Genomic DNA, 12,115 nt, shown 5'->3' on the forward strand with positions numbered 1-12,115 from the left:
TGCATGAAACGATACATAAGATACATCAGTTTGATATTAATTTTGATACTTTCGGGACTGCCGCTGGCCGCCCAGGAGATCTATGAAGGTCTTTCCGCCCGGAGCAGGCCCGGCGAATTTCCCGAAGAGGGCTACTACGCCGCCAGCAGCAGTTTCTCCAGAAACTCACTGGTGGAGGTGCGCAACCCCGCCAACGGCGAAAGCATACGGGTGATCATCGTTGACGATCTCAACGAGCCGGGCATCTTCCTGCTGCTGTCCCAGGAGGCGTCCCAGGCCCTGGGTGTTGAACGCACCAACCCCATCAACCTCATCGCCAGCCCCATCAGCGTACCCGGCCTGGCCTCGGTGGACTCGGGCAGTGACCTTCCCTTCAGCCCAGACCCGGACCAGAACCCCGGTGCGGAGATCTCCGACCCCAACCGTTTTGTGTTTGACCCGGGTGCGGATATTCCCGAAGTGGATAATCCTCTTCTCCGCCCCGACGGGGATGATTCCTCCGCCTCCCCTGACTCTCAACAAGATCAGGACGGTACCCCCGGGGAGCCGCCGGTTCGGCGCAGCGATCAGGCGGCGGAAATACCCTCCGACGACGCACTGGTAATTCTTGAGGAACTCAGCGAACCCGAATATGAGGAGTTTTTTCTTTCACGCAGCGGACTTGAAGCCACTGAAGAATCCCCCGAGCCAACGCCCGAACGAACGACAGAAGAAACCACAGAGCGAACGCCCGACCAAACCACAGAACCGGCACCGCAACAGACACCGGCACAGACACCGGACCAGCCGCGGATAGCCGAAACTCCAGACCGGTCCTCACGGGACGCGGAAGAATCTCCCGCCCCCCGGGGAACCCGCCGGGGACTCAGCGAAGGGGTAGGGGAAATCCGTGAGGATTCAATCCGCGGCGATCTGCCGTACACGGGAAACCTGGCATACAGGGAAATGGAGCCCGAGGCAGGAGAACCCACCCGTCCCCGGGGCATCTTGGAGGCGATAACCCGTATCCAGGACGGCAGCAATGCCGTCAGCCCCGATTTCACAATTACCAAGCCCGATTATGTGTTCTGGCCTCCGGAATATGATCCTGAACAAATAAACGCCCCCCAGCCGGAGCCTGAAAGCGGTATTGCCCAGCTCCCCGAGGATGCAGCTCCCGCTGAAGATCCGATTCAGGAGGCGCAGCCGCCGGAGGATCCTCAGGTACAGTTCACAGACCAACCGGAAGAACCTATTGAAGACACAGTCCCGGATCCTCTGCCCGAATCCCGGACCGCAGAAAGCCAGGAGAGCCCCGAGGCTGATGACAACGGCTATGCCCGGGAACTTCTTGCAGACCCCGGACAGGAATGGATCCGGCGGATACGTGAACGTTATCCCGACCGGAACCTCTTTCTCCCTCCTGCAGGAGGGGAAGCATCCGGGACCGTTCCCCGCATCACCAGCGATGATGAAGAGCTGGAAGATTTACCCCTGGCGGAAGCCGAAATGGATTTGAGCCGCCTTGCATCTGATGAGACGGTGGAGGATGATCTCCAGGAACTTCCTGGAACCGATTTTGAAGACGATCTTCCGGCCATGGACTTTCTCCGCTACGATGCCAGCGGGGATCCGGAGGTTCCGGCGGCCGATGCGCTTCCATCTCCCGATGCCGGGGGCGACGAAACCGCCGAGGATTCCAACATCCGTCTTGCTTCACCGTCTCCCCGGCCCCTGGATGAGCATACAGTACCCCTGGCTCAGTACAGCGACCCCAGACCCGGTATTCCTTTCTCCCGGATCAGTGCCGCACCCCGGAATCTGGACAATATCGTGGGAGAAAGCGAACCTGCAGTTGCCGGAGAACAACGTCCTGCGGATCCTCTTCCCCGTCCTGTTGCCGAGTCCGGGGAAAACCCGCAAATCGGTCACGAGCCGCTGGAGAAACAGTACGGTATAGAAGCGGGCATACTCCGACTCTCCGCCGAAGAACCACGCCTTGCCGATTCAGAGCCACCCGAACCCGGTGAAACACGGGTTGCCGCAGAAGCTCCGGCGAAAGAAGACGAGCCCGCTGAAGAAACCGTGGAAACTCCCCTGGATGGGGAACGGCCCGAAGATGTGATAATTACCATGGAAGAAGCGGAATTTCGAAGTCCTGAGTTAAAGGAAACGGAAGCCGAAGATGATTCGGTTGCCCTCAGCGAACCAGGTGCCCGGGAAGAACCTGTGGACGAAGAGCCTGCAGAAAGAGCTTCTGAAGAATCCGGAGAAGAGGCTCCTGATCTGCTTGTGTATCTTGAAGAGAGTGAACCCAGATCTCCCGCCCCCCGGCCCGGAGAAGGCACCGATGAACCCGAAGAGCTGAAACGGCCGGCCGCTCCCTCGTCAACCGCTTCTGCGGGAGATGATCTGCCGGACCGAAATTGGGCGGAAGCCAACCTCCCGCTGGTGAACACGCTTCAATCAGGGGGATACTATCTCCAGGTGGGAGCGTTCGCCAACCCCAGAAGCGCCAAGCGGATGGTGGAAGAAGTGGCGCCGGGATATCCCCTGGCAGTGCTGCCGGTGGACAAAGCCGCAGACAGCGCCGGAGCATCCAGTATTTACCGCGTATTTGTGGGACCGTTGAACAATGACGAAAAAGGAACCGTTCTCTACTGGTTCCGTGCCCGAGGGTACAACGATGCTTTCATCAGGGAAGGGATCTAATCCCTTCCCTTCCGGGCAACATAAAACCCGTAGCTCACAAAATCGCTGTAGGTTTTATAGAGCCGGATATCCTCTTTTTCGGCTTCGACCACACTTCCGGCTTCTTCCGAGTAATGGTGAAAGATCGCGCTCGCTTCACTGGAAATCACAATAATGATCATACATGCCAGTATGAGGATATGTACCCGGATATTTACCTCCCATTGAGGCGGCGCCCCAGGGCGCTCCTGCTGCAAGACTCGCCTGATAAAATATGATAATCAAGGACAGTCCGGAAAAAATATATGCTGATACTTCTTGTGACAGGCTTATTTCTCCTTGAAATTGGGTTCATGTTGTATACGAGCAACAGATGCAGGATCTACACAATGGCAGATGTGTAATTATGTTACACATGACGTACTGTTACGTTTTTACCCGGATACATTACCCAAATTACACTCAATAATTCGAGAATATACCCCTTTTTTTCAGCTATATAATCAATTTATTCAAAAATTCAGAGACTTTTTATTACCCGGTGCAGTTGGCACGAAAGCTGCATGTGCTTGGCTATGAAAACGAGAACAATATTTTTAGGATTTCTCAGCATCATGTTCCTCTTTTCCGGGCTTTTTTCAGCCGCTTCCCAGGAGTCAGAGGGAAGCGGCTGGAATTCTTATTCCCGACTGCGGGAAGCATGGATGAATGCTGACCTGGATATCAGGCTCAGTGAATTGAAGTTGCAAAATCAGGAACGGGACTTTGCTTTGGCAAACACAGGCTTGGACAACAGCGTAGAGCTCGGGCTGGGCGGAACTCAGCAGAAAGGGATTTCTCTGGAGAGGGAAAATGACGGAGATTCGCTGAATTTTGGAGCCAATCCGTATGCAAATTTGCTTCTGGGTGATGAGCATCAAAGCAGCGCCTCACTGTCTGCACAGCTGAACCGTAGCGGATCGGGAAGTATCTCCATCAGCCCCAGGATTTCATTATCCCATAGTTTCAGCGACATTTTCGGCGCGGATACAGCAGATCCCGAGGATGTACAGCAGTTGCTGAACCTGTACCTCTCCAGGTTGAATGTGATGAGAAGTCGTTTGGACAGCGAAATCAGCCTGCTGACTTCAATCAACAATATGTGGAGTCGCAAGCTCGATATTGATGCTGCGGAATATCAGCTTGTGAATTTACTGGAAGACCGTGCTGATGCTGTGAACCTTTTGGGCTATGCAGAAGACAGTAGCTATATTGCCGATCTTGATTATCAGATTGGGGAGAGCAGACGCAGGTTTGAGTATCTTCAGCTTCTGCTTGAGCAGGATATGAATAGCCTACACCGGAACAGCGGCATCATGCTGGAAACAGCCGTCCTTGAGAGGATTGTCTCTGAAGAGTTTATCCAAGAAGCGCTGCCGTATGAAGCTGATGTGCCGGAACCGCAGCAGTTCACCGACTATCAGACTGCAATGTTTGAACTGAAACTGGCGGAACGTGAACTTCAGGACTTCCTGGAAGCGGATGAAACAAAGCTTGGGCTGGGTATTGAGGCGGAAACAGAGTTCAGCGACGGGCAGACGCTTTCGAGTCAGGTTGCCGCCGGTATCAGTCTGGATGTGGGCACAGGACTGTCTGTTTCCTTGGATGTCGGATACTTTAACAGCAATAATCCGAATCCACAGAATACTCCATATGCCGGTGTGAATCTTTCTTGGTCTTCCAACAGTCGGCAAAGCAGTGAAACGCTTCAATATGAACAACTGCAACTTCAACTGGAACAGGCAGAATACAGTTTGCAAAGCGTTGAGGAACGTTTGCGCATCCAAAGCCTGTCCTTTGAAAACCAACTATTGGATTTGCGCCTCCAGCTATCGAATATTGATGATCATTTGGACTCACTTGCTGTGAAACGGGATGAAACTCTCAGTTCTCTATCCGACGGGGTTGCTTCACAGAATGAAATCCGTGATATCGACCGCAGTATCATGGAGATCAGAGGCAACAGGAAAAGCATTCAAATTGAATTGCTTATCCTTCAAAAAGAGATGCAATCTGCCACTGTTAATCTCATTGATCAAAACACAACACAGGAACAATAAATATGGAAATGCAACAGGAGAAATATATGAAAAGGAACGCTTCGAAGACATGGAAAATCATTATCATCCTGACGGTGGTTGCGGGACTTGCCACTGCCGGCAGCATAGCAGCGGTGAGTATGTATCGTCAGTCATCTGCAACTTCAGGACTCTCGGATGCCAGGCGATATTCAGTAAACCAGGTATCATACTCCCAGACCATTGAAGCCAGTGGTAATATAGAAGCCTATCAGGCTGAAAGTTATGCAGCCCCTATGGCCGGAGAGGTTGAAAATATCTATGTTGCAGAAGGTGATCAGGTGGCTCAGGGCCAAATGCTTGCAGATCTGAACGACCTGTCACTCCGGTATGAACTTGCGTCCATAGAGTATGATATTTCACAGGCACAGTCGAATGCCCGACCAAGAGAGCTGGAGCTGCTAGAAATGAAGAAGGAGATGGCTGAATCGGAAATTTCAGATACCAAAGTGAGCGCTAAGTTCGCAGGGCTGGTATCTGATGTATTCGTAAACGAAGGGGATAATGTGGCTCAGGGTGCGGAGCTGCTCCGTGTAATAGATCTCAGTATGATGAAGGCAATGGTGCCAATTGATGAGATCGACGTCCCCCTGCTGGAGGAAGGTCAGCGGGTCGAGTTCATTTTTGATGCGTATCCTGATCTTCGATACAACGGATATGTTGCACATGTGCCCAGGGAAGCCTCGGTCACCAGCAACGGTATCGCCGTACTGGAAGTGGAGTTGATTCTTTCGGATCCCGATTCTGCAATAATTCCGGCTTTTACGTTTACAGCTGAAATATACGTGAGTGACAGCGAAGATATTCTTGTGGTTGATAAAAGCGCAGTATTCATTCGGGACAATGACGGCAGTCGTGGAATGGCCATGCGAGTTGACGAGCAGACGGAAGATCCCCAGCCGGTACGAGTCGAAGTTGAATCCTATGATGCCGACAGGTATCGGGTACTAAATGGGTTGGAAGCAGGTGATGAACTCATTTCTCCGCAATCTCTTATGGACGCCCGTGGAGATATAGGCGGAGGTTTTTCGCTTCCGGGAATGGGCCGGAACATGAATGGAGGCGAACGACCTGTACCACCTCAGGGAAGCGGAACTGCCCCTGCCGGAAGGAGAAATTGATGTATCCGGTTATCAAAACAGAAAAATTAAAGCGTTACTATAATATGGGTGATACCACCGTCAAGGCCCTGGACGGAGTGGATATTGAGATTCATTCCGGAGAAATGGTTTCGGTCATGGGGCCGTCAGGGTCGGGAAAATCCACTCTTATGCATCTGGTGGGCTGCCTGGACAGTCCCAGCCACGGCAGCATTTTAATTGACGGGGAAGATATCAGTGCATTCAATGAAGCACAATTGGCTGCAATCAGGAACCGGAAAATCGGTTTTGTTTTTCAGCAGTTCAATCTGCTTTCTAAAACTACTATCCTGGATAATGTGGCCACGCCCCTGATGTATGCACGGGTAAACGCTGCTGAACGTCACCGAAGAGCTGAGAATGCTCTGGTGAGGGTGGGACTGGGTGATCGAATTTATCATCGGCCGAATGAGCTCTCCGGAGGTCAGAGACAGCGGGCTGCCATCGCCAGAGCACTGGTAACCGAACCGAGCCTGATCCTGGCGGACGAACCCACCGGTGCACTGGATAGCAAAACCGGCGAACAGATTATTGAATTGTTTCATGAGTTGCACAAAGAAGGGAACAGTTTCCTGGTAGTTACCCATGACCCCGAGGTGAGCGCTGAGTGCCAGCGGACCATCCGTCTACGGGATGGCGTGATAGAGGAGGCCGGATAATGTTTCTGGAGAATGTTCGCCTTGCAATGCAAAGCTTTATAAGTAATAAGATGCGTACGTTGCTCTCGGTACTGGGTATTGTTATCGGTGTCGCGTCGGTGATCGCGGTTACTTCATTGGGAAACAGTGCCACTCAAAGCATCCAGAGACAGATTGCGTCAACGGGATTGGAAAGTCTCACGGTGATGCCCAGGGGGTTTTCAAGGGAATTTGAATCAAACTTCACTGTGGAACTCGCAGATTCAATGTTGGCCAATGTGGATGGAGTTGAATATGCCGTACCCATCAATAACAGTAACGTGTACATCCGTTCAGGTTCCAACAGCTGGAACGGAAGCGCAAATGCGGTGTTTCCTGAGTACGCCGAAGTATTTGACTATGATACTGCTGAAGGCAGCTTCATCAGCACCGATATGAACCAAAGCGCCGACATGACTCTGATTCTTGGAAGTGAGGTTGCAGATGAGCTGTTTCCCGATGGAGATGCCATTGGCCGTTATGTCCGGGTCTTTTTAGGCAGAGGCAGCAGAAGTTTTAAGGTGGTAGGGATCATGGAGACCAGAACCGCAAGTTTCGGTCAGTCCTTCGACTCTGTGGTTTATATGCCCTACAACACCTACGCTCAGCGCTTCAGCGGCAGTGATATAGTGGGTGCGTTTGCCCTGGGCACTGCCGAGGGAGCAGATGTGCTGGCAATCGCGGATGAATTGGAGGCGTTTTTGACCTCTCGGCTGGGTGAAGACAGCTTCCGGGTTATGAGCCCAGCCACCATAGCCGAAGCGGCCAGTTCTGTTACCGAGACCCTCCAACTGGTGCTGGCCGGCATTGCCGCTATTTCACTTCTGGTGGGGGGGATCGGCATCATGAACATTATGCTTGTGGCTGTAGCGGAACGCACAAGAGAAATCGGGGTGCGCAAAGCTCTGGGGGCGAGTCCTGCGTTTATCCGCAGCCAGTTTCTAATGGAGTCCGCCAGCCTCACAATGATTGGAGGAATCATCGGTATGCTGCTGGGCTTAGGTATCTCGGTTTTTGCAGTCAATGCATTCGGCTGGGAGTTCATTCCTAGCCTGTCTGCAATTGTCCTGGCAGTGGCATTTTCTGCGGCCATAGGTATCTTCTTCGGATACTACCCGGCCCATAGAGCCAGTACCCTGGATCCGATAATTGCCTTAAACTATGAATAATATGAAGACAAGAAATCGCCAGGGCGTCAGTATTAGACAATTGAACATCCCCTTGATAGGAGGGTACCTCCTGATCAGCCTGCTTCTATTCATGATGTTTTTCGGGACAGTCCGCCGGAATGCAATTCTGGACCGACTGCTGTTTGAGCAGGAATTCGCCAGAGTTTTATCCATGTCCAGAATCATGCCGATGCTGGAGGGGCAGGCAAGTCTTGAGGAAATTAATGAGATGTCACCTTTGGAAATCTACGGTGCTGCCTTGTACGACCATGAAGGTGAAGTGCTGTTCGGCATGGGGGATATTCCTCCAAGTCTTATGCCACTGGAGGAAACTGACACTAAATACCAACGACAAAACTCGGGTTCCACAATCATATATATGCGTACATTCACAGACGCTCCCAGGCCGCCTCAGTATCTGGATCCATTCCCGTCCCTCCGCAGCCGGCCTTCTGATACCGGTGAACAGAATGGAAACGGCGGAGCTTCAGAAGACAGTGACAGAAGTACACCTCCGGGATTTAACCGTGAAGGGAGGCGGCAGATTTTGCCTGCCACGGTGTATCTCAGTGCATCAATGCCACGTTCAGCTCCCGGAGCGTCGAGAATATGGATGCTGTACGCAATATTGGAAATCATACTGGCCGTTCTTTTAGCCGCCCTGGGCCGAATGTATATTAAAAACAGGGAATATCGGGAGCAAATAGAGGAACAGAGGCACTTGGTTCATCTTGGAGAAGCAGCCAGGACCCTAACTCATGAAATTAAAAATCCCTTAAGTGCCATCGGTTTGCGTATGAGCATCCTTAAAAAGACCACGGGAGAGAATACCAGAGAGGATCTGAATATAATCCAGGAAGAAGTGGACAGGCTGAATGACCTGAGCAGCAGAATCCGGGAGTTTTTAAAGAACCCTGCCGGTAATCCCGGCACTATACATCTTCAGGATTATCTTCCCGAGCTGATCAAACGGATGCCCGAACATACATCATTTGAAGACAACCTGCCGGAAGATACAGCCTGCATTGTCTCCATAGATGAGAGCCGTCTGCGGTCCATCCTGGAAAATCTCATCCTTAATGCACATGAAGCCAATAGATCCGGCGACAATGAAGATATGCCTGTAAAAATACTTCTTGAGCAAGGAAAGCGGAATTATGTACTGAGAGTTCAGGACCGGGGGAACGGAATAGACAGGGAGAACAGAGAACGGATTTTTGACCCTTTCTTTACAACCAAAACCAGGGGGTCGGGTATTGGGCTTTCCATCGCCAGACAGTTTGCCCAGGCTGCCGGTGGAAGTCTTGAGTATCATCCCAGAGATGGAGGCGGGAGTGAATTTATCCTTACTCTTCCATCTTCATCGCGTGAAGCGGGTTCCCTAAGGAAGCACAAAGGGAGAAATGTAGTGGAGCAGGAATGACAGTTCTAATAATCGATGATGAAAAAAACATACGGGAATCTCTTTCGAAACTGCTTGAAATGGACGGTTTCTCAGCTGAGGCCGCCGACCACCCGGTTCTTGCCCAGGAGATGCTTGAAGCAAAAACATATGCATGCATCCTGCTCGACCTGCGCATGCCGGATATTGATGGGCTGGAAATGCTTGACTGGATAAAACAGCGGGGGATCCAGACTCCGGTTATGATGATGTCAGCGCATGGGGACATACAGGATGCCGTGAGTGCTCTGCACAAAGGCGCAATGGATTACCTGGTAAAGCCCTTCGACATAGATGAACTTCTGATACGAATGAAACGCATAATAGAAGCTCATCAGACGAGTCTGCGTTTACGGGCAGGAATAATTGCCGCAGAATCATCCGGTACCCCAACTCTCCAGCTGCGAAATCCTGGTATGCTCGAACTCCAGCGCATCATCAACAAGGCTGCACCCACAGAGAGCACTGTGCTGATTACCGGCGAAAGCGGTACGGGAAAAGAAATTACCGCCCGGAAACTACATGATCTAAGTACGCGCAAAAAGGGCTGCTTCATACCTGTAAACATTGCAGGAATTTCTGAACAATTACTGGAAAGTGAACTCTTCGGTTACGAGAAGGGGGCATTTACAGGTGCAGAAAAGCAGACTCCGGGTATTTTTGAGGCTGCTGAAGGAGGGACAGTATTTCTGGACGAAATTGGAGAAATGAGTATCAATCTCCAGGCGAAACTGTTGAGAGTGTTACAGGAAAGAAAAATTCGCCGTGTGGGAGGGGTACATGAAGTTGCTGTTGATGTACGCATCCTGGCCGCAACAAATCGAGATCTTGAGACCATGGTATCAAGAGAACAGTTTCGTGAAGATCTGTTTTACCGCTTGAATGTGTTGCGCATTTCCATTCCTCCGTTGCGTGAAAGAAGGGAAGAAATACCTGAACTGATTGGAAATATCATTGCTAAAATATGCCGCAAGCTAGGGCGGCCGCATCCAGATCTCAGTGATGAAGCATTAGCCGCGTTGAAAGCGTATGATTATCCGGGGAATATCAGGGAACTTGAAAACCTGCTGGAACGGGCATTAATACTCTGTGAAGGAAATTCAATCGGACTTGCCGACTTCCCGGGCATTGCCTCGGCATCCAGAAAACACAGTTCCACAAAGCAATACAGGAATGGTCACCCGCCTGGAGATGGCGAGATGAATAGTATATTCGATGGGAGTATGAAAGACATTGAGCGAAGAGCACTATCCGCAGTGTTGGCAAAACATATGGGAAACCGCAGCCGGAGCGCAGAACAGCTTGGTATCAGCAGAAAAACACTCATTTCAAAAATCAAAGAATACGGTCTGGATTGAGATGGTTCTGACGCAATATTTAGGGCCTCCTGAAAAAACCCTATGCTGCCATATTACCATACCCCAATACCACGGGGTAATGAGACTTCGGAATTTTTCGGCTGCGTAACATAGCTATGATCAAGACGTAAAAAAGATCCTTCCGAATCTTTTCCAGGTTCATCACCAGCATGATCATGGCCACCTGCGATTCACTGGTCTCAGCAAGCTTTGTCATTAATCGACCCATTGAGTACCGTCGTTTGGCTCTGCCGAATGTCCCTTCTACGGCGATTCTATCCAGCTCATCCTGACGGGCCAGCTTCTTTCGTTCTCGATTTTCTCCACGATCTTTCGGTGGACGACCAAGCGGCGGACCGGATAATCTGATTCCCCGTTTCTTGCACCAATTTCGGTTGTCCCTGGTGCGGTAAATCTGATCGGCGTGTATTGATTCCGGATACACGCCATATCTCTGTTTGTAATTTTCAGCCTGCATGTCTAAATCACCAGACTCGTTGTATGGATCCCATGAACAGCGATCGATGAACATGTACCCGTCAATATTGGCGGATGAAATCTTCATGCCGAACTCAACCGGGGTACCGGCTTTTCCCCTGACTATGGGGCGAATATGGGGTTGGGATATGCTCACGATCCGGCCTGACATTCGATGATCTTTGTTTTCATACATCAGGGCCTGCTGGCGAAAGACTTCTGAGATCACCAGCAGATTCCGGTACTGCTGCCGAGACAGGCTATTCAAGCCGACTACCGTCGCTAATTGCTCTATGTGCCGGAGATTACGGCGTATGTACCCCAGCTGCTTGCGTATTGCTTTGCGAATCTTGTTCTTGCTCGCTTTGCGCTTTTTGATGACCGCCAAAAAATCCTTTCGCGCCCTTTGCCGGTATGTTCGGGGTTTTGTCGCCCCTTGGGCCGTTTTGCGTGAAGAACGTCTATGATGGTTTCCAGTTTTGTCCGGCTCTCATTTAAAAGGGAAAGGTCTGTGGGATATCGAATATCACCGGGTACGCAGGTGGCATCAATCAGAAGCTTTCCGTTGTTTTCTACCTCAGGATTTTCTTCTTTTTCAGCTTCCGTATCATCTTCAGTTTTTTTTTACGTTCTTCGGCAATAATCAATTCATTTGCGTGAGTGATCATGTCCATGCTGATTCGCTTTCTGAAATGGACCATCATTGATGGATCAAAAGGAGCCTCATCTTGGTACCCCTGCATTCCGATGAGATATTGCAGGTAAGGCGTCTCACGAATCTGCTCCACGGTTTCCTCATCTGTAATTCCTAATTTTTCCTTTATAATCAGGGCACCCAATGCTGTACGGAAACGGATCGCCGGAGCGCCTTGCCCGCTTTCGATAGCAAACTGTGAGGCATATTCTGCTTCTAAATCTTCCCAGGGAATTAAATCAGCAAGCTGTACCCAGCGGTTATTGGGGTTCAGTTTGCCTCCAAATGGGAGATAGAAATCTTCAAATGAAAGCTGCGTTTTGTCCTCAGTTCTATACATAATCCCTCCCGCCAAGAAAACAGGTGCAAGGGT

General features: G+C 50.8%; 8 protein-coding genes and 1 pseudogene. 7 read left to right on the forward strand and 2 right to left on the reverse strand.

Features of this window, described 5'->3' with window-relative positions; genetic code table 11:
• The first annotated feature begins 3 nt into the window (after positions 1 to 3).
• The gene (locus L21SP2_RS04955; RefSeq protein ID WP_024267400.1) at positions 4 to 2,691 is read left to right on the forward strand and encodes an SPOR domain-containing protein; all 2,688 of its coding nucleotides are present in this window, start codon (positions 4 to 6) and stop codon (positions 2,689 to 2,691) included.
• Here L21SP2_RS04955 and L21SP2_RS18535 read toward each other — a convergent pair.
• Positions 2,688 to 2,852 carry a hypothetical protein gene (locus L21SP2_RS18535; protein WP_024267401.1) on the reverse strand — a complete coding sequence of 55 codons (165 nt, stop codon included), beginning with the start codon at positions 2,850 to 2,852 and terminating at the stop codon, positions 2,688 to 2,690. The two genes, L21SP2_RS04955 and L21SP2_RS18535, sit on opposite strands and share 4 nt — an antisense overlap.
• 393 nt (positions 2,853 to 3,245) lie before the next feature.
• On the opposite strand from L21SP2_RS18535, the gene L21SP2_RS04965 reads away from it, so the two are divergent.
• From L21SP2_RS04965 to L21SP2_RS04990, 6 genes are read left to right on the forward strand one after another with little or no spacing between them, the layout of a single operon-like run.
• Positions 3,246 to 4,769, forward strand: a complete 1,524-nt coding sequence (locus L21SP2_RS04965; protein ID WP_041401204.1) for a TolC family protein — start codon at positions 3,246 to 3,248, stop codon at positions 4,767 to 4,769.
• Between the two features lie 26 nt (positions 4,770 to 4,795).
• The gene (locus L21SP2_RS04970; RefSeq protein ID WP_024267403.1) at positions 4,796 to 5,908 is read left to right on the forward strand and encodes an efflux RND transporter periplasmic adaptor subunit; all 1,113 of its coding nucleotides are present in this window, start codon (positions 4,796 to 4,798) and stop codon (positions 5,906 to 5,908) included.
• Complete coding sequence (locus L21SP2_RS04975) at positions 5,908 to 6,585, forward strand: ABC transporter ATP-binding protein (protein WP_024267404.1); 678 nt, start codon at positions 5,908 to 5,910, stop codon at positions 6,583 to 6,585. The genes L21SP2_RS04970 and L21SP2_RS04975 overlap by 1 nt, the downstream gene beginning before the upstream one ends.
• On the forward strand, positions 6,585 to 7,772 hold the full coding sequence (locus L21SP2_RS04980) for an ABC transporter permease (protein ID WP_053335587.1): 1,188 nt from the start codon (positions 6,585 to 6,587) through the stop codon (positions 7,770 to 7,772). Before L21SP2_RS04975 ends, L21SP2_RS04980 begins: the two co-directional genes overlap by 1 nt.
• A gap of 1 nt (position 7,773) precedes the next feature.
• Entirely contained in the window at positions 7,774 to 9,195 is a 1,422-nt protein-coding gene (locus L21SP2_RS16870; protein ID WP_169730426.1) for a sensor histidine kinase, read from the forward strand.
• Entirely contained in the window at positions 9,192 to 10,571 is a 1,380-nt protein-coding gene (locus tag L21SP2_RS04990; protein WP_024267408.1) for a sigma-54-dependent transcriptional regulator, read from the forward strand. Before L21SP2_RS16870 ends, L21SP2_RS04990 begins: the two co-directional genes overlap by 4 nt.
• Before the next feature lie 40 nt (positions 10,572 to 10,611).
• On the opposite strand, the pseudogene L21SP2_RS17930 reads toward L21SP2_RS04990, so the two are convergent.
• Positions 10,612 to 12,082, reverse strand: a pseudogene (locus tag L21SP2_RS17930) (IS5 family transposase).
• Positions 12,083 to 12,115 lie beyond the last annotated feature (33 nt).

Origin of the sequence: Salinispira pacifica, from assembly GCF_000507245.1 — a bacterium.
Lineage (GTDB): Bacteria > Spirochaetota > Spirochaetia > DSM-27196 > Salinispiraceae > Salinispira > Salinispira pacifica.

Excerpts from the sequence above, each read along its gene's own strand:
- L21SP2_RS18535 (WP_024267401.1), bottom strand. The coding sequence starts at position 2,852 with ATGATCATTATTGTGATTTCCAGTGAAGCGAGCGCGATCTTTCACCAT.
- L21SP2_RS04965 (WP_041401204.1), top strand. The coding sequence starts at position 3,246 with ATGAAAACGAGAACAATATTTTTAGGATTTCTCAGCATCATGTTCCTC.
- L21SP2_RS04975 (WP_024267404.1), top strand. The coding sequence starts at position 5,908 with ATGTATCCGGTTATCAAAACAGAAAAATTAAAGCGTTACTATAATATG.
- L21SP2_RS16870 (WP_169730426.1), top strand. The coding sequence starts at position 7,774 with ATGAAGACAAGAAATCGCCAGGGCGTCAGTATTAGACAATTGAACATC.
- L21SP2_RS04980 (WP_053335587.1), top strand. The coding sequence starts at position 6,585 with ATGTTTCTGGAGAATGTTCGCCTTGCAATGCAAAGCTTTATAAGTAAT.
- L21SP2_RS04970 (WP_024267403.1), top strand. The coding sequence starts at position 4,796 with ATGAAAAGGAACGCTTCGAAGACATGGAAAATCATTATCATCCTGACG.
- L21SP2_RS04990 (WP_024267408.1), top strand. The coding sequence starts at position 9,192 with ATGACAGTTCTAATAATCGATGATGAAAAAAACATACGGGAATCTCTT.
- L21SP2_RS04955 (WP_024267400.1), top strand. The coding sequence starts at position 4 with ATGAAACGATACATAAGATACATCAGTTTGATATTAATTTTGATACTT.